Source organism: Paraburkholderia sp. CHISQ3 (genome assembly GCF_030464945.1).
In the GTDB taxonomy this organism is placed as follows: Bacteria; Pseudomonadota; Gammaproteobacteria; order Burkholderiales; family Burkholderiaceae; genus Paraburkholderia; species Paraburkholderia megapolitana.
This window is the reverse complement of the sequence record NZ_JALPRG010000004.1, coordinates 487,725-512,277: the sequence shown is the minus strand read 5'-3', so window position 1 is coordinate 512,277 and position 24,553 is coordinate 487,725. Positions and strand designations below refer to the sequence as shown.

The 24,553-nt window shown below is 61.7% G+C and carries 15 protein-coding genes; 9 read left to right on the top strand and 6 right to left on the bottom strand.

Annotation, left to right across the window (positions count from 1 at the left end):
- The first annotated feature begins 151 nt into the window (after nt 1–151).
- From M0D65_RS12190 to M0D65_RS12180, 3 genes are read left to right on the top strand one after another with little or no spacing between them, the layout of a single operon-like run.
- Entirely contained in the window at nt 152–2,656 is a 2,505-nt protein-coding gene (locus M0D65_RS12190; protein ID WP_170275836.1) for an FG-GAP-like repeat-containing protein, read from the top strand.
- Nucleotides 2,657–2,710: 54 nt separating this feature from the next.
- Complete coding sequence (gene dinB, locus M0D65_RS12185) at nt 2,711–3,895, top strand: DNA polymerase IV (protein ID WP_245811543.1); 1,185 nt, start codon at nt 2,711–2,713, stop codon at nt 3,893–3,895.
- A gap of 54 nt (nt 3,896–3,949) precedes the next feature.
- Nucleotides 3,950–5,248: an amidohydrolase family protein gene (locus M0D65_RS12180; protein ID WP_091014315.1), complete on the top strand. Its 1,299-nt coding sequence runs from the start codon at nt 3,950–3,952 to the stop codon at nt 5,246–5,248.
- A 103-nt stretch (nt 5,249–5,351) separates the two neighbouring features.
- Here the strand turns inward: M0D65_RS12180 and M0D65_RS12175 are convergent, their stop codons facing one another.
- Nucleotides 5,352–7,454 carry a M3 family metallopeptidase gene (locus tag M0D65_RS12175; RefSeq protein WP_266252866.1) on the bottom strand — a complete coding sequence of 701 codons (2,103 nt, stop codon included), beginning with the start codon at nt 7,452–7,454 and terminating at the stop codon, nt 5,352–5,354.
- A 469-nt stretch (nt 7,455–7,923) separates the two neighbouring features.
- On the opposite strand from M0D65_RS12175, the gene M0D65_RS12170 reads away from it, so the two are divergent.
- Nucleotides 7,924–9,057: an acyltransferase gene (locus M0D65_RS12170; protein ID WP_266252865.1), complete on the top strand. Its 1,134-nt coding sequence runs from the start codon at nt 7,924–7,926 to the stop codon at nt 9,055–9,057.
- A gap of 31 nt (nt 9,058–9,088) precedes the next feature.
- Here M0D65_RS12170 and folD read toward each other — a convergent pair whose 3' ends face one another.
- The 3 genes from folD to fixL all read right to left on the bottom strand — a co-directional run bounded on the left by folD (nt 9,089) and on the right by fixL (nt 13,391).
- Nucleotides 9,089–9,946, bottom strand: coding sequence for a bifunctional methylenetetrahydrofolate dehydrogenase/methenyltetrahydrofolate cyclohydrolase FolD (gene folD / locus M0D65_RS12165; protein ID WP_266252863.1), 858 nt, complete (start codon nt 9,944–9,946; stop codon nt 9,089–9,091).
- A gap of 290 nt (nt 9,947–10,236) precedes the next feature.
- On the bottom strand, nt 10,237–10,881 hold the full coding sequence (gene fixJ, locus M0D65_RS12160; protein WP_266252862.1) for an oxygen response regulator transcription factor FixJ: 645 nt from the start codon (nt 10,879–10,881) through the stop codon (nt 10,237–10,239).
- Complete coding sequence (fixL, locus tag M0D65_RS12155) at nt 10,878–13,391, bottom strand: oxygen sensor histidine kinase FixL (RefSeq protein WP_091014300.1); 2,514 nt, start codon at nt 13,389–13,391, stop codon at nt 10,878–10,880. Before fixL ends, fixJ begins: the two co-directional genes overlap by 4 nt.
- Nucleotides 13,392–13,669: 278 nt before the next feature.
- Between fixL and aceE the strand changes: the two genes are divergently transcribed.
- The 3 genes from aceE (at nt 13,670) to lpdA (ending at nt 20,017) form a co-directional block, all read left to right on the top strand.
- Entirely contained in the window at nt 13,670–16,363 is a 2,694-nt protein-coding gene (gene aceE, locus M0D65_RS12150) for a pyruvate dehydrogenase (acetyl-transferring), homodimeric type (RefSeq protein WP_091014297.1), read from the top strand.
- A gap of 74 nt (nt 16,364–16,437) precedes the next feature.
- Nucleotides 16,438–18,099 (top strand): dihydrolipoyllysine-residue acetyltransferase, encoded by a 1,662-nt coding sequence (gene aceF, locus M0D65_RS12145; RefSeq protein ID WP_266252861.1) that lies wholly within the window; start codon nt 16,438–16,440, stop codon nt 18,097–18,099.
- A 127-nt stretch (nt 18,100–18,226) separates the two neighbouring features.
- Nucleotides 18,227–20,017, top strand: coding sequence for a dihydrolipoyl dehydrogenase (gene lpdA, locus M0D65_RS12140; protein WP_266252860.1), 1,791 nt, complete (start codon nt 18,227–18,229; stop codon nt 20,015–20,017).
- Nucleotides 20,018–20,188: 171 nt separating this feature from the next.
- On the opposite strand, the gene M0D65_RS12135 is transcribed toward lpdA, so the two are convergent.
- Nucleotides 20,189–20,761 carry a phasin family protein gene (locus tag M0D65_RS12135; RefSeq protein ID WP_091014287.1) on the bottom strand — a complete coding sequence of 191 codons (573 nt, stop codon included), beginning with the start codon at nt 20,759–20,761 and terminating at the stop codon, nt 20,189–20,191.
- Between the two features lie 746 nt (nt 20,762–21,507).
- Here M0D65_RS12135 and pbpG point away from each other — a divergent pair.
- The gene (gene pbpG / locus M0D65_RS12130; RefSeq protein WP_266252858.1) at nt 21,508–22,707 is read left to right on the top strand and encodes a D-alanyl-D-alanine endopeptidase; all 1,200 of its coding nucleotides are present in this window, start codon (nt 21,508–21,510) and stop codon (nt 22,705–22,707) included.
- Nucleotides 22,708–22,809: 102 nt separating this feature from the next.
- Here pbpG and M0D65_RS12125 read toward each other — a convergent pair whose 3' ends face one another.
- The gene (locus M0D65_RS12125) at nt 22,810–23,631 is read right to left on the bottom strand and encodes an IclR family transcriptional regulator (RefSeq protein ID WP_091014281.1); all 822 of its coding nucleotides are present in this window, start codon (nt 23,629–23,631) and stop codon (nt 22,810–22,812) included.
- 189 nt (nt 23,632–23,820) lie between these two features.
- Between M0D65_RS12125 and M0D65_RS12120 the strand changes: the two genes are divergently transcribed.
- The gene (locus M0D65_RS12120; protein WP_266252856.1) at nt 23,821–24,543 is read left to right on the top strand and encodes a (Fe-S)-binding protein; all 723 of its coding nucleotides are present in this window, start codon (nt 23,821–23,823) and stop codon (nt 24,541–24,543) included.
- Nucleotides 24,544–24,553: the final 10 nt, after the last annotated feature.

Genomic DNA, 24,553 nt, shown 5'->3' with positions numbered 1-24,553 from the left:
CAAGCGTCTCGTAACGTATTGAAAGCACAAAGAAATTAAATTTCCCACCTCTCAATTGACACGTGTCCCGGCCTAACATCATGGATATCGTGAATTCGAGGAGTGCGCGGAAATGGTTAGCAAGCGGTATTTTCGTGCAAGAGCGTTTCGAATGGTTTTGTGTTCCCTCGCCGCTGTGGCGATTGCCTTGGGACAGAGTTCAAATGCATTGGCTCGAGCGGAATCCGTCACTGTCTATCCGGGGCCCCCAGGTATTTCCGCATCGCCGCAATACGCGGTACAGATCATTCAGAACGGTCACCCGCACGACTCGTTTGTATATCAGACGCAGAATCCGGGATTCACGAATGGCCAACTGAATGGTCAACCCACCTCTTCCACGGAAGAGCAATCGACTGCATGGACGAGTTTCTCATCTGGCGATCCGGTCACCGTCTCCATCACAAACCGGAAGCCCTTTACCGCCGCTCGCGTCCTTCCGAGCCATGAGCGAATCCCGGTCACAGTCGAGGGGTCGACGGTTCGCTTTACCGTCAGTCACCCAGGGCAGTACGCAGTGGATTTCTGTACGTCCGGCTCGACCTGCACGGAGTCGAATGTCGATCTGAGTAACCCGCTTCTTATTTTCGCCAACCCGCCTGAAGCGAACGTGCCGCAATCGAGTAAGGCCGGTGTCCATTATTTCGGACCCGGTGTACATGATCTTGGCACGACTCCCTACGTGATCCGATCCGACGAGGTGGTCTACCTGGCGGGCGGTGCCTACGTCAAAGGATTCTTCCAGGTTGCAGATGGCGCATCCAACTGGGCGATTCGCGGTAGAGGCATCGTCTCGGGGGAAAACGTTCAGAAGAGCGAGTGCGATCCGAACTGCGTGCCGATGATCTCGGCTCCCAACGAAACCTTAGGACACATCGAGGGCGTTACGTTGATCCAGTCCCCGCTCTATAACATAGCGCTCGGCGGCTATAACAAGACCTTTAGCGATGGCAAGGACAATACCGCCACGCGCAACGTTATCGACAACGTCAAGATCATCGGGTGGCACGGCAACACCGATGGCGTTGCGGCCGCCTACGGCTCGGACGATCATGGAAGTGTCCTGCGCAATAGCTTTTTTAAAGTAGGCGACAGCGCCATTCACCTGAATTCTTCGAACCTGCTCGTCACCGGCTGCACGATCTGGCAACTACGCACGTCGGCTCCATTCGAGATCTCCGATACGATGGGCGGCAACCTCAACATCGACGTGCATGACGTAGTCGTCAGGAATTCGGATGTGATCCGCACCGAAACTGCTGCCGAGAGCATGGAGGGGGCGGTTTTCTCGGCTCACCAGGGCGGCAAGGGAACGCTCCGGCACTATCTGTTCGATGATTTGCGCGTGGAGAACGCCAGCTTCCGGCTCTTCAGTCTGGCCGTGCGGCCGAGCCCCTGGTCGAAAAAGAACGGCGATCTCGCGGGAATCGACGATCTGCTATTCAGAAACATTCAGGTAGCGGACGCGCAAAAACTCCCGAACCTGTTGCAGAGTTACGACCCGCACCATCAGCTTTCACATCTGCGCTTTGAGAGTGTTGTCGTTGCCGGCACGGCGCTTCCCGAGTATCCCACCGTGACCTTCAGTGCCAATCGCACGATGAGTCTGAATGGAAACGTCACCTACGATCCGTTGTGGAGAAATACGCAGAATCCAACGGATTTTCTGACACAGATCGTTGATCCGACTGCTGCTCCCTCACTCCAATATAAATCCGTGACGCTGCACCAACCGCAACTGACAGCGGAGTTTAAGGAGGAGGCCATCGGGGATTTCTATGGCGACGGCTACGCTAGCGTACTGTTCTCCCGCGATGGAGCGTTGGGAATCTGGAAAGATCCCGCGCATCCTCTGGAGTTGCCTTTAGGGGGAGGTTATTACCCCATTGGGTACACGTTGAAAGCGGGCGACCGGGTCGTTGGGGTCGGCGATTTCAACGACGACGGGCGCTCCGACATTCTCATCTGGAACTTCACGACGCAAACGGGAACGGTATTGCTGATGGATGGCCAGCGAATTCTCGGCGTTCAAGCGGTTCGCCCGGGCACGCCATCGGACTGGAATACCGCATGGGTCGGCGACTTCGATCAAAACGGCTATTCGGACATCCTGCTGCGCAATTCCGAAGGCGATGTGGAGATCCTCAGTTTCGGCAGCGGCGACACCACACCGCGGAGCGCAGACTTCAAATCGTCTGTGCTCTTCGCGAATTCGACGAGCTATTACGACGAGCACTGGCCTCATGTCTCCAGTACTTTCGATTCCAGTTGGGTCATCGCCGGTGTCGGCGATTCGCGGGGACTGGGTTACGCGAATATTGTCTGGTACAAGCCCACAACCGGCGATCTTGGCATGACGGTTTTCTCGCCCGACTTTCAGAACGAGCACTCCGGTCGCATCGAACTTGGGCAGATTTTCCTGCGACGTCAGTTGCCGGCAACTGGTCAGGCCATCGTCGCGGGGGATTTCGACGCAGATGGAGCAGTCGACGTTCTGCTAGAGCGCTCTGCCACCGACTTGAGCTCCATCGTGTACACGAGTCTATGGCTGACCAATGAGTTTACTCAGGGCAGGGGAGGAATCTCAGTCGGCACAGACTGGATGCTGCTGAGGTAGCGGGCCGTTCTTGCCGATCTTGTAAATATCACTGTGTTTTTGTACAGTATCGGCATCTTGAACCCACTCGATTCTCCCTCGGTCCCGGCTGCACCTTCGCTTGTCCGCAAGATCATCCATTGCGACTGCGACTGTTTCTACGCGTCGGTTGAAATGCGTGACGATCCGTCGTTGCGCGGCCGGCCGCTGGCAGTGGGCGGGCGACCGGAACATCGCGGCGTGGTCGCTACCTGCAACTACGAGGCGCGCCGCTTCGGCATCCATTCGGCGATGTCGTCGGCACTCGCCATGCGCAAATGCCCGGATCTGTTGATCCTGCCGTCGGCGATGGAGAAATACCGCATCGCCTCGCGGCAGATCATGGCGATCTATCGCGACTACACCAACGACGTCGAGCCGCTGTCGCTCGACGAAGCCTATCTCGACGTGACTCACACTACGCGTTGCAAGGGCAGTGCGACGTTGATGGCGAGCGAGATCCGCCAGCGCGTGCGCGATACGGTCGGCGTGACGGTATCGGCCGGCGTCGCACCCAACAAGTTCGTCGCGAAGATCGCGTCGGACTGGAACAAGCCCGATGGCCTTCATGTCGTGCGTCCGCACGAAGTCGATGCGTTCGTCGCCGCGCTGCCGGTGCGCAAGATTTTCGGCGTCGGCAAGGTGACGGCGGCGAAGCTCGAAAAGCTCGGGCTCGTCACCTGCGCGGATGTCCGCGCCTGGTCGCTGATCGATCTGCATCTACGCTTCGGCGTGTTCGGCAAGCGTCTGTACGATCTGTCGCGCGGCATCGATACACGGCCGGTGCGCGCCGATCAGGAGCGCAAGTCGGTGAGTGTCGAGACGACCTATGTCACCGACCTCACGACGCTCGATGAATGCGCGGACGAAGTGCGGCGTCTGACTGCGCTGCTCGATGAACGGATCGAACGCGCGCAGGCCGGGCCGGCGGTGCGCAAGCTGTTCGTGAAGATTCGCTTTGCCGACTTTCAGCGCACAACCGTGGAATGCGTCGGCGATGCGACGCATGTGCCGACACTGCTCGCGTTGCTCGAAAAGGGCTTCGCTCGTCGCAACCTGGCGGTGCGATTGCTTGGTGTTGGCGTACGCCTCGAAGAGGAAGACGCTGCGCAGCCTGGGCAGTTCACGCTGTTCGACGATGATGTGGCACACGATGCGGAGCCCGAGGTGCTCGATCATGCCGATGAGCACGATGACGGTGACTCCGGTGCATCCATGTGACCCACGCGGTTTCTGGTGCCGATAGAATCGCAGACAGACAATGTGGAGAGACCTATGGATCTGATCATCCGTCGTGCTGTACTGCCGCGCGGAACGGTGCCGCATCAAGCGCAGCAGGGCCCGGTCGACATTGGCATCGAAGCCGGCCGCATCGTCGCCGTCGAGCCGCATCTCGCCGCCATCGCCGCCGAAGAAATCGACGCGGCCGGTTCGCTCGTCACGCCACCGTTCGTCGACCCGCATTTCCATATGGATGCGACGCTCTCATACGGTCTGCCGCGCGTGAACGCGTCGGGTACGCTGCTCGAAGGCATCGCGCTGTGGGGCGAACTCAAACCGCAGCTCACGCAGGACGCGTTGATTGAACGTGCGCTCCAGTACTGCGACTGGGCGGTCGCGCGCGGGCTGCTGGCGATCCGTAGCCACGTCGATATCAGCGACGGGCGGCTGCTGGCTGTCGAAGCGCTGCTCGAAGTAAAGCGCCGCGTCGCACCCTATCTCGACCTGCAACTGGTCGCATTTCCGCAAGACGGCCTGCTACGCAACCCCGAGGCGTTCGACAACCTGAAGCGCGCGATTGCGCTTGGTGTCGACGTCGTGGGCGGCATCCCGCACTTCGAACGCACGATGGCCGACGGCGCGCAGTCGGTGCGCATGTTGTGCGAATACGCAGCGGAGCAGGGGCTGCGCGTCGACATGCATTGCGACGAATCCGACGATCCGTTATCGCGCCACATCGAAACGCTCGCGGCCGAGACACACAGGCTTGGGTTGCATGGACGCGTCGCGGGCTCGCATCTGACGTCGATGCATTCGATGGACAACTACTACGTCAGCAAGCTGCTGCCATTGATGCGCGAGGCCGGCGTCGCGGCGATCGCCAATCCATTGATCAACATCACGCTGCAAGGCCGCTCGGATACGTATCCGAAGCGGCGCGGCATGACGCGCGTACCGGAGCTCATGGCTGCGGGCATCACGGTCGCGTTCGGCCACGATTGCGTGATGGACCCGTGGTACAGCCTCGGTTCCGGCGACATGCTCGAAGTGGCGCACATGGGGTTGCACGTCGCGCAGATGACGGGTGTCGATGCGATGCACGCGTGTTTCGACGCGGTGACGGTTAACGCGGCGCGCATCCTCGGACTGGAGGGCTATGGCATCGCGCCCGGCTGCGAAGCGAATTGCGTCGTGCTCGATGCTCGCGATCCCGTCGAAGCCATTCGTTTGCGCGCGGCGCGGCTGGCGGTCGTGCGCCGCGGCAAGATAGTGAGCCGTGCGCCCGCGGCCCGCGCGACGCTAAGCCTCGAAGGACGTCCGGCGGAAGTGGATTTCCGCCTGCATCGCGGATAAAAAAACCGGCGCCTGCGTGAAGCAGGGCACCGGCTCATGATCAATCAGGCTACGTGGCACAGCGAGGCCCGGTTCAGGCTTCGCTGCACAAAGCAACGCGCATTCAATGCGCCGCGTCAGGCGCCATCCCGTTGTGCCGCAGCAGCGCATCGATATCCGGCTCGCGGCCGCGGAATGCCTTGAACGATTCCATCGCGGGCCGGCTGCCGCCCACTTCGAGAATCTCCTTGCGATAGCGCGTACCGGTCGCCACGTCGAGCACGCTGCCGTTCGACGCGTGCGCGGCTTCCTCGAACGCCGCATACGCATCGGCGGACAGCACTTCGGCCCACTTGTAGCTGTAGTAGCCCGCCGCATAGCCGCCCGCGAAGATGTGGCTGAACGTGTTGGGCCAGCGCGAGAACGACGCCTGCGGGATCACGTGGAAGCGCTCGTTGATTTCGCGTGCGAGATCGTTTGCGCTCGTCGGTCCAGCCGGATTGAAGTCAGTATGCAGGCGCATGTCGAACATCGAGAACACGATCTGGCGCGCCGTGCCAAGTCCGCTCTGGAAGTTCTTCGCGGCGAGCATCTTGTCGAACAGGTCGCGTGGCAACGGTTTCGCCGTGTCGACATGCGAGGTCATGTCGGACAGCACGTCCCATTCCCAGCAGAAGTTCTCCATGAACTGCGACGGTAATTCAACCGCATCCCACTCGACACCATTGATACCCGATACGCCCAGTTCGTCGACGCGCGTCAGCATGTGATGCAGACCGTGGCCGGTTTCATGGAACAGCGTGATCACTTCGTCGTGCGTGAAGCAAGCCGGCTTGCCGCCGACCGGTGCCGAGAAATTGCAGGTGAGGTATGCGACCGGCGTTTGCACGCCGCCGTGGGCGAGCTTGTGACGCGCACGCGCGTCGTCCATCCATGCGCCGCCGCGTTTGCCTTCGCGTGCATAGAGGTCGAGATAGAACTGCGCGACGAGGCCGCCGTCCTGGTTCTCGACGCGGAAGAAACGCACGTCCGTGTGCCACACGGTTGCGTCGTCGGGCCGGATGCGCACGTCGAACAGCGTCTCGATCACCTTGAACAGCCCCCTGAACACCGCATCTTCAGGGAAGTACTGCTTGACCTCGTTCTCCGAGAACGCGTAACGCTGTTGGCGCAGGCGTTCGGAGGCGAAGGTCATGTCCCACGGTTGCAGGTCGCTCAGGCCGAGTTCGCTGGCGGCGAATTCGCGCAGCTCTTTCCAGTCCTGTTCGGCGTGCGGCCGTGCGCGCGTGGCGAGGTCTTCGAGGAACGCCATCACCTGTTCCGGCGACTCGGCCATCTTCGGTGCCAGCGACACTTCGGCGAAGTTCCGGTAGCCGAGCATGTGCGCTTCTTCGGCACGCAGCGTCAATTGCTCGGCGAGGTTCGCGGTGTTGTCCCACTCGGACTTGCCGCCGCCGTACGCCGCGCCGAGTTCCGATGCGCGCGTCACGTACGCGCGGTACATGGCCTCGCGCATTGCGCGGTTTTCGGAGTACTGCATCACGGGGAAGTAGGACGGAAAGTGCAGCGTAAATTTCCAGCCTTCCTTGCCGTCGCGCTCGGCGGCTTCGCGCGCTGCGGCGACCACGTCTTCGGGCAGGCCGGCGAGTTCGGTTTCGTTCGTGACAACGTAGGCGTACGCGTTGGTCGCGTCGAGCACATGATCCGAAAACGCCTTCGATAGCGCGGCCTGGCGCTCCTGCAACTCGGCGAAATGCGGCTTCTGGTCTTCGGGCAGTTCGGCGCCCGACAGGCGGAAATCGCGCAACGCGTTATCGAGAATCTTGCGGCGCTCGCCGGTGAGCGTCGGGAAATCGCCGCTCGCCGCGATCGCCTTGTATTTTTCGTAAAGCGCGAGATTCTGCCCGACGCTCGACCAGAACTCGGTCACGCGTTGCAGGTTCTCGCCGTAGGCGGCGCGGAGTTCGGGCGTGTCGGCGACCGCGTTCAGATGGCCGACGACGCCCCATGCACGCGAAAGCGGCTCGGTAGCGTGTTCGACGGGCTCAACGATATCGACCCATGAGGCGGGCGTCACGGGCGCGCTGGCGCGCTCGACGGCAGCGCTGGCATTGGCAAGCAGCACGTCGAGCGCGGGTGTCACATGTTCGGGTCGGATTTCGCCGAAACGCGGCAGATCGGAGAAGTCAAGGAGCGGATTGGCGGATGTCGATTGAGTTTGGGACATGGTGCTTCCTGTCTGACGCGGGAAAAGGGCAAGCGAAATAGGTGAGGCGGGTACTGCAGGGTGGAGCAAGCGGTGCAACAAGCGGTGGAGCAAACGATGCACCAGCTGAGGCCGCGCCGCAGGAGCCGGCTGGCGACCAGCCCACGCACGGAAGCGGCCCACGCGCGCCCACAACCAACAGTATGGGGGCGCCGCGCCGCGATTCCAGTCCGCCTGCGGAACAAATTACCAGAACTTTGGCCGGGCGGCCCCGTGGCGGCGAAATCCGGACCTGCCGGGTGACCCTTACCGGGCCTTCCGCCGCTCACGCGAGAAACCGCTGCATCGACGCAATTGTGGGCGAGCGCACCGTCGCGGCGGGGCATTTGGCGCATTGTGGCCGCATCGTTCGCCTGGTACCGCGAGGTTCGCCGGCCTGCCTGTCCAGCCACTGCGCATCAGCAATCAACCTTCGACATTCGCCATCGCGATGAATCTGCTTTCGCATTCGCTGTCGCGCAACGGGAATAATTTCGATCTCGTGCGCCTGTGTGCCGCCATTGCCGTGGTGTATTCCCATTCGTTCCTGATCCAGTCCCCAGATGGCACGCACGACCCGGTCGCTGCATCGCTTGGATTCGACGGTGCGGGCAGTTTCGGTGTCTACGCATTTTTCCTGTTGAGCGGGATGCTCGTCACGACGAGCTTCGTACGGCAGCGCTCGGCGCTGCGCTTTGTCGTGTTGCGGATCGCGCGGATCTGGCCCGCGGTCGCAGCCGGATCGCTGTTTGCGGTGTTTGCAATCGGGCCGTTGTTCACGGCGCTGCCGCTGTCCATGTACTTTCATCTGCACGCGACGTGGGCGAATCTCGACAACTTCTCGACGCTCGTTCTGAAACGCGGCTGGGTGCTGCCGGGCGTGTTCGAGCACAACCGCTTCGGCCCCGATGTGTGCGCGCCGCTCTGGACGTTGCCGCTCGAAGTGCGCTGCTACGCGATCGTGCTGGTGACCGGCGTAGCCGGGCTGCTGTCGACGAATCGCGGCATCGTCATCGCGGCGCTGCTCGGTCTGGTCGTGTTCGGTCTGCACGTGCATCTCGATCCGTTGCAGATCGGCCTGCGTGATTTCGCCGAAAAGCCTGGCGGCTATTCGTTCTGGCCGGAACCGTTTTTCATGCTCGGCATGTTGCTGGTTGGGTTGCGCGAGCGCGTTCGTATCGATGGTATCGCTGCGCTCGGACTGATCGGCGTCTTTCTTGTTTTCCACGACACGGCTGCGGCACAGCCGCTGTTCTATCTGGCGTTCGTGTATGCGGTGCTATGGGTCGGCACGACGCCGTTGCTGCGCCGCTGGGTGCCACGACACGACTATTCGTACGGGATCTATCTGTATGGATTCGCGATCCAGCAATGTGTCGCGGCGATTGCGCCGCAACTGGATCATGTGGCCGCGCTGGCGGTTGCCACACCGCTGATCGTCATCTGCGCGATGTTGTCGTGGCACGGTGTGGAGCGGCCGGCGCTTGCATGGTGCCGACGGCACGTTGCGCGGCAGGGGACGAGGGTGAACGGCGCAGGCGGCACGCACAACGCAATCGCGTCGCGCGATGCCGCGCTGAACTGATATGTCGCGGAACGCTCGTGCGTGAGCTAACTTATGCCTGAACCGCGGCGCGTTCGGCGGCCTCGATCGTATTGACGAGCAACATCGTAATCGTCATCGGACCGACGCCGCCCGGCACCGGCGTGATATAGCCGGCCACTTCCTTCACGCCAGCGAAATCGACATCACCGCACAGCTTGCCGGCGTCGTCGCGATTCATGCCCACGTCGATGACTGTCGCACCGGGCTTCACCATCTCGGCGGTCAGGACGTTGCGCTTGCCCACTGCTGCAACGACCACGTCGGCGGTGCGTGTGTGCGCGGCGAGATCGCGGGTCTTGCTATGGCAGATCGTGACCGTCGCACCCGCTTCGAGCAGCAACATCGCCATCGGCTTGCCGACAATATTCGAGCGTCCGATCACCACCGCATTCGCACCGCTCAGCGCAATGCCATGCGCTTCGAACATCTTCATCACGCCGTACGGCGTGCATGGGCGAAACAGCGGCTTGCCGGTCATCAGCGCGCCGGCGTTCGCAACGTGAAAGCCGTCGACGTCCTTCTCCGGTGCAATCGCTTCGATGACCTTGTGGCTGTCGATATGCGGCGGCAGCGGCAACTGCACGAGAATGCCGTGGATCTTCGGGTCGTGATTCAACGCATCGATACGCGCGAGCAGATCGGCCTCGGAAAGCGTCGCGGGATAGCGGTCATAGGAGGAGAACAGGCCGTTGTCCTCGCACGCCTTGATCTTGTTGCGCACATACACTTCGCTGGCCGGATTGTCGCCGACCAGCACGACGGCGAGCCCCGGTTGGTGACCGCGGGCGGTGAGGGCGGCGGCGCGCGTGGCGACGTCGGTGCGCAGGGTCTTGGAAAGGGCGTTGCCGTCGATCAAAGTGGCTGTCATGGTCGGGTCAGATTGGGCTTCGGAATGCACGGCAGGGTGAACGTCATGGCGTGCTTCCGCAGGAACTGGTCGGATCGTGGAAAGCACGCGGCGCGGAAATTGCGTTACGACGGTGCCCGCGCGAAGAGCGCCATTATACCGATGTGTGTCGACGGGAATGGGCGGTGGCGCTGCGTATGCGCGTGTGTCGATAGCGGGATCGACAGGATCCGCGCGACCGATGCGCGCAAAAAACAAGGCCGGACCTCATCGGTCCGGCCTGTGCCGGTCAGCCGTGCGACGCAGCAGCGTTACTGCGCCGCCTGCGGCTTGTTCGACAGCGCGAGTCGCAGCAGATCGGCGACCGTGTTGACGTTGAGCTTTTCCATGATGTTCGCGCGATGCGCTTCGACGGTCTTGATGCTGATGCCGAGGTCGTCGGCGATCTGCTTGTTCAGCCGTCCCGCGATGATCCGTTCGAGCACCTGGTGCTCGCGTGCCGTCAGCTTGCCGAGTCGCTCGGCTGCTGCGCGCTGCTGCTGGACGCTGGTGCTTTCGCTACGCGCCTTATCGAGCATGCGCTCGACGAGCTTGCGCAGTTCGGCTTCGTCGAACGGTTTTTCGATGAAGTCCATCGCGCCTTTTTTCATCGTCGAGACGGCCATCGGCACATCGCCGTGGCCGGTCACGAAGATGATCGGCAGCGATGCGTTGTCGGCGATCAGCCGTTCCTGCAACTCGAGGCCGCTCATGCCGGACATCCGCACGTCGAGGATCAGACACGCGATCTGCCCTGGATGCTGTGCGGGTTGCCATGCATCGAGGAACTGTTCCGCGCTGGAGAAGCATTGCACGCGGTAACCGTTCGCCTCCAGCAGCCAGCGCAGCGAATCTCGCACGGCCTCGTCGTCGTCGACAACAAAGACGGTTTCCTGTGTGGTGACTGGGGTATTCATGGCTCTCCCGTAACGGTTTGTGGTGTCGGCGCCTCGTACCCGCGACTGCTCGGGCCGTCCGGCTCCCCAATGGGCAGACTGCAGTGAAAGGTCGCGCCCGTGATGTGGCCGTCAGACTCGACGTTGTTCACCACCCACAGACGGCCGCGATGCGATTCAATGATCGAACGGCAAATATTGAGCCCCATGCCCATGCCGTCCGACTTCGTGCTGTAGAACGGTTCGAACAGACGCTCGGCCATCGCTTCGTCGACGCCCGGACCCTGATCGACGACGCTGATGCAGACAAAACCGCTTTCGAGCCGCACGACGATGCGAATGACCGGGTCCACGGCATTGGGCCGTGCGTCGTGCATGGCCTCGGCGGCGTTTTTCAGCAGGTTGACCAGCACCTGCTCGATCAGCACCGGGTCGACATAGATGACCGGCAAGCGCGAACGCAAGTCGCTGACAATACGAATACGACGCTTGCGGGCTTCGATTTCGGCAAGGCCGACTGCGTCCGCGACGATGTCCGCGACACGGGTGGCCTGGCGTTTCGGTTCGCTGCGTTTCACGAATTCGCGGATCCGTTTGATGATCATGCCGGCCCGCACGGCCTGCTGGGCGGTCTTTTCGAGCACAGGCAGCAGGTTGTCGGGAGTTGTCCGACCAGATTTAACCAGTGCGACGGTTCCTGAGCAATAGTTATTGATGGCGGCGAGCGGCTGGTTCAGCTCGTGCGCAAGCGACGACGCCATTTCGCCCATCGTCATCAGGCGGCTCGTGAACTGCAGTTTTTCGTCCTGCTGGCGCGCGAGTTCCTGCGCCTGCTTGCGGGTCGTGATGTCGGTGGCGATCTGCATCTGCGCGAGATGGCCGTCCACCCACTGGATGTACTGGCGCCGCACTTCGAACCATTTCTGGGCGCTCTGTACGTAGATTTCCTGCGCATCCGCGGTGCTTTCGGTCAACGCGGCGGCGGGCAGACCGGCGTAGGCATCGACCATATCGATCGAATCCGACGACGCTTCGCCGCTGTCGAAGCCGCCGCCCGACAGCTCCAGATGGCCGTCCGGACGGATGCCGAACAGGTGCCGGTAGTAGCGGTTGGCGAACAGCAACTCGGCTTCGTCGGCGGCCAGCACGGACACGGCGGCATCGAGACTTTCGAGCACGGTGGTGAAGCGTTCGTGAGCGGCGGCGAGTTCTTCGCGGGCGCGTTTTGGCTCGGTGATGTCGGTCATCGACGACATCCAGCCGGTCTGCCGGCCCGAACTGTCGATCAGCGGCGACACATACAGGCGCGCGTGGAAGAACGACCCGTCCTTGCGCCGCACCCGCAGCTCGAACCCCGACGAAGGCGCCTTGCCGCGCAACGTCATGTCGAGCTGACGCTGCATTTCCGGGTACGCGTCGCGCGGCCAGTAGGGGAACGGTGCGTTCTTGCCGACCAGATCGGTTTCGTCCCAGCCGGTCATCCGGCAGAACGCGGGGTTCACGTGCGTGATACGGCCGTGCATGTCGAGCACGCGCATGCCGATCAACACCGAATTTTCCATCGCACGGCGAAAGAACGCTTCCGCATACAGCGCCTGCTGCGCCTCGAAGCGCTGGCGCGTGTGCTTCCACAAACTCCACAGGCTCCACAGCACGAAGCACGACAGCCCCGCGACCAGCCACACGAGCGTGTTGTTCGTGAAGTTGGTCATCTGCGGGAACGAATACACACGTACCGATACGCCCTGACCTGGTGGGTCGAGCGGCAGGTCGTAGTAGACGTCGCGCGGCAGACGCGGGCGCGACGAAGTCGTGGCGAGCTCGCGGTTGTTGACGTCGATGATCGAGATCTTGTACTTCGCCGACAACTCAGGCGGGATGTCGTGCTTCAGGATGCCTTCGATCGAAAACACCGCGGCGATCGTGCCGAGGAATTCGCGGTCGCGATAGACCGGCGTTTGCAGCGTCAGATAGCCGTTGCCGACGTCGTCATACATGAGCGGCGAATAGACCTGGCGGCGCGAGTTGCGCGCATCGGCGAACGCGGCCTTGACGGCCTCGTCCATCTGCGTGTCGTTGGGTCGGGCGAGACGCTGGCCGAAGAGCGGCAGCGCGGTGTTGGGCCAGCGCGGCTGCTGCTGGCTCGTGTACCAGTTCATGTAGAGGATCTCGGGATGCCCCTGCATGATGTCGGTGGTGGATACCTGGAACGAATGCGGATCGGCGTGGCCGGCGACCAGGTCGCGCGACAGCGCCTGGATCTGTTCCTGTGCGCCGGTCATCGACAGGCGGATCTGCTGCTGGGCCCACGCCACATTGCGATAAAGCGTGTCCTCCTGTTGCTGCTGTTCGCGCCGGTTCAGGCTCCACAGAATCAGACTCATGACGATCAGAAACACCAGGATCGACAGGAGCGGCGTCAGCAAATAGGAGTTCGACCACCACGGTCCGTGGTGCCAGCGGGACGGCGACGAGTCCGCCGGCGAACCGGACGGCCGCGCCGAGCGTGCGAAAAGCCGTTCGGTCAACATTGCGGCATTGTAGCTCAGCGGGTCGGGCGCAAATGCTGCAAAAAAACGCTGAAAGTCCTCTTGATCGGAGCAAACTACCCGACGTATCGATCAGGGAGCAGTCAATTCAAGGTGCGCCGCAACAATTTTCCGCATTGTGAGAATGCGTCTCGTAATTTGAAAATTTTGTTGCGCGGATATCGGGCGACTCATTACAATCGGCGCAAAGCTAGCTGCCGCGGGTGAGGCGTGTCCGCGTCGTCTGTCCGAAGAGCATTCCTTTAATTCAGGAGACAAGCATGTCCGCTGTACCCGACGAAGTCATGAAATATGTCGCCGCCGAAAAAGACGACGATCCACAGGAAACCGGCGAATGGCTTGAAGCGCTAAATGGCGTGATTTCCGCGATCGGACCCGACCGCGCGCACTACCTGATCGAAAAACAGATCGAATTCGCCCGTGTACACGGCGAACACCTGCCGTTCTCGGCAAACACCCCCTACATCAATACGATTCCCGTCGCGCGTCAGGCGAACATTCCCGGCGACCAGGACATCGAACACCGCATCCGTTCGTACACGCGCTGGAATGCCATCGCGATGGTGCTGCGGGCGGGCAAGGACACGAACGTCGGCGGCCATATCGCATCGTTCGCATCGGCTGCGACGCTTTATGACGTCGGCTTCAATCACTTCTGGCATGCACCGTCGCCCGAGCATGGCGGCGACCTCGTGTTCGTGCAGGGCCATTCGTCGCCGGGTGTGTACTCGCGCGCGTTCCTGCTCGGCCGTCTGACGGAAGGCCAGCTCGATAACTTCCGTCAGGAAGTGGGCGGCGAGGGCATCTCGTCGTATCCGCATCCGTGGCTGATGCCGGACTTCTGGCAGTTCCCGACTGTGTCGATGGGCCTCGGCCCGATCATGGCGATCTATCAGGCGCGCTTCATGAAGTACCTGCAGGCGCGCGGCATTGCGAAGACCGAAGGCCGCAAGGTATGGGCGTTCCTTGGCGACGGTGAAACGGATGAGCCGGAATCGCTCGGTGCGATCGGCATGGCCGGCCGCGAGCGGCTCGACAACCTCGTGTTCGTGATCAACTGCAACCTGCAGCGTCTGGACGGTCCGGTGCGCGGCAACGGCAAGATCATCCAGGAACTGGAAAGCGAATTCCGCGGTGCCGGCTGGAACGTGATCAAGGTCGTGTGGGGCAGCCGCTGGGATGCGCTGTTCGTGCGCGATCGTTCGGGTGCGCTGATGCGCCGGATGATGGACGTCGTCGACGGCGAGTATCAGACGTACAAGTCGGAGTCGGGCGCGTTCGTGCGCGAGCATTTCTTCAACACGCCGGAACTGAAGGCGCTCGTCGCCGACTGGTCCGACGACGACATCTGGAATCTGAACCGCGGCGGTCACGACCCGCACAAGATCTACGCGGCGTTCCAGGAAGCGTCGAATTCGCAAGGCCAGCCGACCGTCATTCTCGCGAAGACGATCAAGGGCTACGGCATGGGCGAAGCTGGCCAGGCGATGAACATCACCCACCAGCAGAAGAAGCTGCACGTCGATCAGCTGAAGAAATTCCGCGATCAGTTCCGTCTGCCGATCTCCGACGAAGACCTCGTCAACGTGCCGTATCTCAAGTTCGAAGAAGGTTCGAAGGAACTCGAGTACATGCGCGCGCGGCGCCAGGAACTGGGTGGCTATCTGCCGGCCCGGCGCCAGAAGGCCGAGTCGCTGCCGGTGCCGGCACTCGACGTGTTCGAGCCGCTGCTGAAGGGCACAGGCGAAGGCCGCGAGATCTCGACGACGATGGCGTTCGTGCGGATCCTCAACATCCTGCTGAAGGACAAGGCGCTCGGCAAACGCATCGTGCCGATCGTGCCGGATGAGTCGCGCACGTTCGGTATGGAAGGTCTGTTCCGTCAGATCGGTATCTGGAATCAGGACGGCCAGAAGTACGTGCCGGAAGATTCCGATCAGCTGATGTTCTACCGTGAATCGGAAACCGGTCAGATCCTGCAGGAAGGGATTAACGAAGCCGGCGGTATGTCGGACTGGATCGCGGCCGCGACGTCGTATTCGACGCACGGCGAGATCATGATCCCGTTCTACATCTTCTATTCGATGTTCGGCTTCCAGCGCATCGGCGATCTGGCGTGGGCCGCCGGCGACATGCGTTCGCGCGGCTTCCTGCTGGGCGGTACTGCTGGCCGCACGACGCTGAACGGCGAAGGGCTGCAGCACGAAGACGGCCACTCGCTGCTGTGGGCGGCATCGGTACCGAACTGCATCAGCTACGACCCGACCTTCGGTTTCGAACTCGCGGTGATCATGCAGGACGGTCTGCGCCGGATGGTGCAGGACCAGGAGGACGTGTACTACTACATCACGGTGATGAACGAGAACTACGAGCACCCGGCGATCCCGCAGGGCGAGCACGTGGCGGCGGACATCATCAAGGGTATGTACGCGTTCCGCAAGGCCGATGATTCGAAGGCGCCGCGCGTGCAACTGATGGGCGCGGGCACGATCTTCAACGAAGTCATCGCCGCCGCCGACCTGCTGAAGAACGACTGGGGCGTCGCTGCGGACTTGTGGAGCGTGCCGAGCTTCACGGAACTCGCGCGCGAAGGCCACGAAGTGCAGCGCTGGAACCTGCTGCACCCGAGCGAAGAAAAGAAGGTGTCGCACGTCGAGAAGCTGCTCAAGGGCGCGCAAGGTCCGGTCATCGCATCGACCGACTATGTGCGTGCGCTGACCGAGCAGATTCGCGCGTTCGTGCCGCAACGCTTCGTCGTGCTGGGCACCGATGGCTACGGCCGCTCGGACACGCGCGAAAAGCTGCGTCACTTCTTCGAAGTCGATCGTTACTGGGTCACCGTCGCGGCGCTGAACGCGCTGGCCGACGAAGGTACGATTGAGCGCAAGGTCGTTGCCGATGCGCTCAAGAAGTACAACCTTGATCCCGCCAAACCCAACCCGATGACCGTTTAAGGCATCACCCCCCGCGTGCATCGCGCGTGCCTCCCCGCATGGGAGAGGCGCGCGCGGCCCAGGAGACACCCACAATGAGTCAAGCGATCGAAGTGAAGGTGCCGGACATCGGCGATTACAAGGACATTCCTGTGATCGAGGTGCTGGTGAAGGCGGGTGATGCCGTCGAGAAAGAGCAGTCGCTCGTCACGCTGGAATCCGACAAGGCGACGATGGATGTACCGAGCCCGGCATCGGGTACGGTGAAGGAAGTGAAGGTCAAGCTCGGCGATACCGTGTCGGAAGGCACGTTGATCGTCGTGCTCGATGGGGCGGAAGCTGCAGCCGCGAAGCCTGCGCAGGTGAATGGCGCGGCGGCTGCGCCCGCGCCTGCTGCTGCTCCGGCACCCGCTGCTGCTCCTGCCGCAGCGCCGGCAGCACCGGCCGCAAGCGGTGGCGGCGTTCAGGAAGTGAAAGTACCCGATATCGGCGATTACAAGGATGTGCCGGTAATCGAGGTGGCCGTGAAAGTCGGCGATCGCGTCGAGAAGGAACAGTCGCTCGTCACGCTCGAATCCGACAAGGCGACGATGGATGTGCCGAGTCCGGCCGCCGGTGTCGTTAAGGAAATCAAAGTCAAGGTGGGCGACTCGGTGTCGGAAGGCTCCGTGATCGTGTTGCTCGAAGGCGAGGGCGCGGCTGCGCCTGCTGCTGCACCGGCGGCACCCGCAGCGGCACCGGCACCTGCAGCCGCGGCACCGGCTGCGGCCGCACCGTCGGCACCGTCGGCGCTCGCTCAGGCACCGTCGATTCCCGCCAGCGAAGGCGGTGCGCGCGCAAGTCACGCATCGCCTTCGGTACGCAAGTTCGCCCGCGAACTCGGCGTCGATGTATCGCGCGTGCAGGGCACCGGCCCGAAAGGCCGCATCACGCAGGACGACGTCACTGCCTTCGTGAAGGGCGTGATGACCGGTCAGCGCGCGGCACCGGCTGCGGGCGCACCGGCCGCAGCGGGCGGCGGCGAGCTGAACCTGCTGCCGTGGCCGAAGGTCGACTTCACGAAGTTCGGTCCGATCGATCCGAAGCCGTTGTCGCGTATCAAGAAGATCTCGGGTGCGAACCTGCATCGCAACTGGGTGATGATTCCGCACGTCACGAACAACGACGAAGCGGATATCACCGAGCTCGAAGCGCTGCGCGTGCAACTGAACAAGGAACACGAAAAAGCCGGCGTGAAGTTCACGATGCTGGCGTTCGTGATCAAGGCGTGCGTATCGGCGCTGAAGAAATTCCCGACCTTCAATGCGAGCCTCGACGGCGACAACCTCGTCTTCAAGCAGTACTACAACATCGGTTTTGCCGCCGATACGCCGAACGGTCTGATGGTCCCGGTGATCCGCGATGCGGACAAGAAGGGGCTCGTCGACGTCGCGAAGGAAATGGCCGATCTGTCGAAGGCCGCGCGCGAAGGCAAGTTGAAGCCCGACCAGATGCAGGGCGGCTGCTTCTCGATTTCATCGCTGGGCGGGATCGGCGGGACGACTTTCACGCCGATCATCAATGCGCCTGAAGTCGCGATTCTCGGTCTGTCGCGTGGCGCGATGAAGCCGGTGTGGGACGGCAAGCAGTTCGTGCCGCGCCTCACGCTGCCGTTGTCGCTGTCGTACGATCATCGCGTGATCGACGGTGCGGAAGCTGCGCGGTTCAATGCGTATCTGGCGTCTATTCTTGCCGATTTCCGGCGTGTGATTCTTTGATTGTCGATTGATGGCCGGTACGACCGGAGCGCCGCAAGCGGTGTGCTCCGGTCGCGCTTCGCGCAGCGTGCGCAGGCGCTAGACCCACCGGCCCGATCGATCGCGATCAACAGGAGAAGGGGACACTATGAGTCTCGTCGAAGTGAAAGTACCGGATATCGGTGACTTCAAGGATGTCGATGTCATCGAGGTCAACGTCAAACCCGGCGACGTCATCGAGAAAGAGCAGTCGCTGCTGACGCTCGAATCGGACAAGGCGTCGATGGAAGTGCCGAGCGATACCGCCGGCACCGTGAAGGAAGTGCGCATCAAGCCGGGCGACAAGGTGTCGCAAGGTACGGTGATCGCGATGGTTGAAACCTCGGCGGCATCGGCGGCACCAGCTGCAGCGCCGGCGAAGTCGCCGCAAGCGGCCGCGGCGAAGCCGGCTGCGGCGAGCGCAGCACAACCCGCCGCACCGAAAGCAGCCGCGCCCGCACCGCAAGCAGGCAGCTTTTCAGGCACCGCCGACGTCGAATGCGACATGCTCGTACTCGGCGCGGGCCCTGGTGGTTACTCGGCGGCATTCCGCTCGGCCGATCTCGGCATGAAGACCGTGCTCGTCGAACGTTATTCGACGCTCGGCGGTGTGTGCCTGAACGTGGGCTGTATTCCATCGAAGGCGCTGCTGCACACCGCACTCGTCATCGACGAAGCGGCGGCACTCGGCTCGCACGGCATCACGTTCGGCAAGCCGCAGATCGATCTCGACAAGCTGCGCGACTTCAAGTCGGGCGTCGTCAAGAAGCTGACCGGCGGTCTCGCCGGCATGGCGAAAGCGCGCAAGGTCGAAGTGGTGACCGGCGTCGGCACGTTCGTCGATCCGCACCATATCGAAGTCGTGGCCGAAGGGGGCAAGAAGGTCGTCAAGTTCAAGCAGGCGATCATCGCGGCCGGTTCGCAGGCGGTAAAGCTGCCGTTCATTCCGGAAGACCCGCGCATCGTCGATTCGACCGGCGCGCTCGAACTGCGGCAGATTCCGCAGCGCATGCTGGTGATCGGCGGCGGCATCATCGGTCTGGAAATGGCTACCGTGTATGCCACGCTCGGCTCGCAGATCGACGTCGTCGAAATGCTCGACGGTTTGATGGCCGGCGCGGATCGCGATCTCGTGAAGGTCTGGGAAAAGTACAACAGCAAGCGTTTTGCCAACGTGATGCTGAAGACGAAAACCACAGCCGCCGAAGCGAAAGCGGACGGCATCTACGTATCGTTCGAAGGCGAGAAGGCCCCGGCCGAACCGCAACGCTACGACCTCGTGCTGGTCGCGGTGGGCCGCAGCCCGAACGGCAAGAAGATCGGCGCCGACAAGGCCGGTGTTGCAGTAACCGACCGTGGTTTCATCGACGTCGACAAACAGTTGCGCACGAACGTTCCGCACATCTTTGCGATCGGCGATATCGTCGGACAGCCGATGCTCGCGCACAAGGCCGTGCACGAAGGACACGTCGCGGCCGAAGCGGCGCACGGCGAGAAAGCCTACTTCGACGCACTGCAGATTCCGTCGGTGGCCTACACCGATCCGGAAGTGGCGTGGGCCGGCAAGACCGAAGAGCAGTGCAAGGCCGAAGGCATCAAGTACGGCAAGGCAGTGTTCCCGTGGGCCGCATCGGGTCGCGCAATTGCGAATGGCCGCGATGAAGGTTTCACGAAGCTGATCTTCGACGAAGAGACCCATCGTGTGATCGGCGGCGGCATTGTCGGTTTGAATGCCGGCGACCTGATCAGCGAAGTTTGCCTTGCAGTCGAGATGGGCGCGGATGCCACGGATATCGGCAAGACCATCCACCCGCATCCGACGCTCGGCGAATCGGTAGGCATGGCCGCTGAACTGTATGAAGGCGTCTGTACCGATCTGCCGCCGCAAAAGAAGAAGTAACGCACGGCGTGTAACGCGTTAGTGTCGAACGCCCGAACCTCGAAAGGTAAGGGCGTTAAAAGCGGCATAAAAAACGACGTAAAAAAACCGGCGCACCCCGCAAAGGGTGCGCCGGTTTTTTACTGCTGCGAGAGGACTTGCACTGCGCGGTTTAACGCGCAGCCATAAAACTTAGGCAGTCTTCTTTGCCGAACGCGAAGCTTGAGCAGCAGCTTGCGAGGTGGCCTTCTGTGCAGCAGCGGCTGCTGCGTTGAAGTTGCTTTCAGCGAGTTCGACAGCTTGCTTCGTTGCCTTGTGAACCGTTTCGTACGTCGTGTTAGCGGCGGTGATAGCCGACTTGATCACGGCGACAGCGGTTTCCGAACCGGCCGGTGCGTTCTTCGCGACGTTGTCGACGAGTGCTTGCACCTTGCGGTTTTGCTCTTCGTATTGCGCTTCAGCAACGCGGGCGAATTCAGCTTGCGTAGCCGATGCGATCTCATACAGATGACGGCCATACGACAGAACCTTCTCAGCGACCGGCTGTGCCAGGCTGGCTTGCAGCGCGAGCAGTTCCTGAGCGTCCTTCACCGACAGCGCGCGCTGCGCGTTTTCCTGGCTCTCTGCCAGCGTCGACTTCACGACTTGCAGGTTCAGTTCGACCAGCTTTTCAACGCCTTCGAATGCTTTCGACGTCAGGCCGAACAGCGCTTCGAGGTTAGCTTTCTGGGCAGCGGCGAATTGCTCGGGGGTCAGCAGACTCATGTTTGATGCTCCTGGATTACGGCCGTCGGGCGCAGACCGTGTGGGGTTTAACGACAAGAACTGGATAATTGCGGCACACATTTGGGTCATGCACCGCCTGGCGCAGGGTTTGTGCATCGCAACAATGGTTCCCATTTTAGGACGGCCGCAATGGAAGTCAAGTACTTTTTGTGCGTCGCACAATATCGAGAATTTGCCGATAAAACAATGCGTTATGCGGCTTGCATTGGAGATTGATGATGCGGCTGGAAGCCGCGTCTGCACTGGGGTAGTGCGAATACTGACAGGTCTTGATGGCTACTTTATGGTGCGTTGCCGGCGAATATTCGACAAACGGCATAAAATCCCCGCTCGACGTAAACCGACGACTGTCATGGAACGTTAACTTGCACGCGTAGTCGAACGCGCGTTGTGCTGTTTTACAGCAGTCATTTAACACGCGATGGCGCTGTTTCAGGCCGCAAAGGCATGCTGGACAAGGGGATTGAGGAACTGATCCGATGCCTGACCGTGTTTCCCCCGATCAAGTGTTTGCCGGAACGGCCGTTAAGCCGGACGCCGGCATCGGTGCCCAGACCGGACCGGTCCGGGCGATCGTTTTTTTCGATTGAACAAGGAACTTGTTCGCTTTTCTCAATCAAACCTTACACCTAGGTTTAACGAGAACGGATAAGTACTTAATATTGCTAATTTTTCGCGGTTTTACTACACTTGCGAAAACTCCTGCCGCTCCATCCAGAACACCAATGAAAACCAACCTGTTTTCGTCGCTCAAAGTGATCCACGGCGCGGCCCTCAGCATGGCGCTGTCGGTGGCTGCCTCGGCGGTCATCGCCGCGGCGTTCGCTGCGCCTGCCGACGCGTTTGCCGCGTCGACCGCGACTCAGGCTACATCTCCCAAGGCATCCAAAACCGCCAAGGCGACCCGCAAGGTGGCGCCCGTTCCCGGCAAGGCTACTAACGGTAAGGTTGCCGCGCGTTCGTCCAAAGCCGCCATGAAGACGGCGGCTGCCAAGGCCGATGACGACGCGCCGCGCGTCGTCGCGAAGAAGCGTCGCGTGTCCTATACGATGAACGGCCGCCACCACGGCGTGGTGCGGCGCGTCGCATTCGAGCCGCGTCCGCCTACCGTCGGCCAGGCATTCGGTCTGCACGACACGCCCGATGCGCTCGCGCTGCGCTCCAGCGTGGCCTATGTCGTGGACCAGAACACTGCCGAGCCGCTGTTCGACAAGAATTCGCACGCCGTCGTGCCGATCGCCTCGATCACCAAGCTGATGACGTCGATGGTCGTGCTCGATTCGAAAGCGTCGATGACCGAGCAGATCGAAGTCACCGACGAAGACCGCGACTACGAGAAGAACACCGGTTCGCGCCTGTCCGTCGGCTCGGTGCTGTCGCGCGAAGATATGCTGCACATCGCACTGATGGCGTCGGAGAATCGCGCGGCAGCGGCGTTGTCGCGTTACTACCCGGGCGGCCGTCCGGGCTTCATCGCGGCGATGAATGCGAAGGCGAAAGCACTCGGTATGACCGACACGCATTTCGAAAACTCGACGGGTCTGACCAGTCAGAACGTATCGAGCGCGCGCGATCTCGTGAAGATGGTCAACGCGGCCTATCAATATCCGATGATCCGCGAGTTCTCGACCGATCGCAGCTACGACGTGTTCACTGGCCGGCGCACGCTCGCGTATCGCAGCACGAACGCGCTGGTGCGTAATCCGACGTGGGATATCGGTCTGCAGAAAACCGGCTTCATCAACGAAGCAGGCGAGTGCCTCGTGATGCAGGCGAACATCCATGGCCGCCCGATGATCATGGTGCTGCTCGATTCGTCGGGCAAGTACTCGCGCTTCGCGGACGCGGTGCGTCTGCGCACGTGGCTCGACAACGGTGGTGAAGCGCGGATTACCAGCGCGGATGCGGGCGGTACGGGTACCTGAAAATCTGCAATCGATACGGCCCGAGATGGCCGTTAGACCTGCTTCATGCAAAAGAGCCTCGCAATGCGAGGCTCTTTTGTTTCACCGCTTGCGTTAAACGAATCAGGCGGGATGCTGCGCGTGACCGTGCAGGTTGTGCGTCTTTTGTGCTGCATCGATGTGATAGCCAAGCGATTCCGAAATCACAAACGCCGTCTTGCTGACCTGACCGAGCCACGAATCCTGCAGACGATCCGCCGGGGCCGACAGCGAGAGTCCGGCAACCAGCTTGCCGGTATCGTCGTAGATACCCGCGGCGATGCAGCGCACGCCCAGTTCCAGTTCTTCGTTATCGCGTGCGTACAGATGCTGGCGCACGTGTGTCAGTTCGCGTTCGAGTTTGGTGAGGTCGGTGATGCTGTTCTGCGTGTGACCCGACAGACCGGTGCGAGTCGCATAGGCGCGTACGCGCGTGGCTTCATCTGCAGCGAGGAACAGCTTGCCGACCGACGTCAGATGCAACGGCGCACGTCCGCCGATCGCACGCACCACCTGCATGCCCGAGCGTTCCGAGTAAGCGCGCTCGATATACACGATCTCGTCGCCCTGGCGCACCGACAGATTGACCGTTTGCCCGGTCAGCCGATGCAGTTCGCGCATCGGCATCAACGCCGCATCGCGCACCGACAAACGCGCTTTCACCAGATTGCCGAGTTCGAGAAGCCGCATGCCCAGCCGATAGGTGCCCGGGTCCGAGCGATCGACCAGCCGGCACGTGACCATATCGTTGAGGATGCGGTGCGCCGTGGAAGGATGCAGCTCGGTGCGCAGCGCAAGTTCTTTCAGGCTGACCGGGTCGCTGTGCGCCGCGAGGGCATCCAGCAGGCGCATCATGCGCTCGATCACCTGGATCGAAGTCTTGGGATCCGGGTTCGTTTCGCTCATGGGGAATAATCAGTTGACGCGTCAAACAGCGGAAATTGATTGTATCTCGTATGGTGAAAAAAGCGAACGCCATCCGAGGCGGCATTCGAATCTGCGCGGTTCCTCCCGCGTGTATGTCCGCCGTGGGTGTCGCGTATCATCGCGTATCAAACAACGCATAATCGGTAACGTTCCCCCGAAGGAGGCCCCATGCGAGTCGGATTGTTCGTCACTTGCCTGATCGACCTGATGCGCCCGGAAATCGGCTTCTCGACGATCAAGCTGATCGAACGCGCCGGCTTCGAGGTGATCGTGCCACCCGCACAGACCTGCTGCGGGCAACCGGCTTACAACTCCGGCGAGCGCCGCATCGCGCGCGATCTCGCCGAGAAAGCGGTGCGCGAGTTCGAACAGTTCGACTATCTCGTGGTCCCGTCCGGATCGTGCGGCGGCATGATCCGCGCGCATTACGGCGATCTGTTCCGCGACGATCCCGAGTTGATGAACCGCTATAACCGGCTGCGACCGAAGGTGTTCGAGCTGACCGATTTCCTCGTCAATGTCGCGAAGATCGAACTGACGGATGTCGGTTTTGCCGGGCCGGTGACTTATCACGACTCGTGTTCGGGCTTGCGCGAACTGGGTGTGAAGACCCAGCCGCGCGCACTGCTTGCGCAGGCTGGTGTGCCGGTGACGGAAATGAAGGGCTGCGAGCACTGCTGCGGCTTCGGCGGCACGTTTGCGGTGAAGTACGGTGACATCTCCACGGCGATCGTCGACGAGAAATGCGCGAACATCAGCGCGAGCGGTGTGGGGGCGGTGGTGCTGGGCGATCTCGGCTGCATGCTGAATATCGAAGGCCGCCTGCGTCGTACCGGCGACACGACGACGCGCGTGCTGCATATTGCGCAGGTACTCGCCGGCGACGCCTGATCGTCGCGCG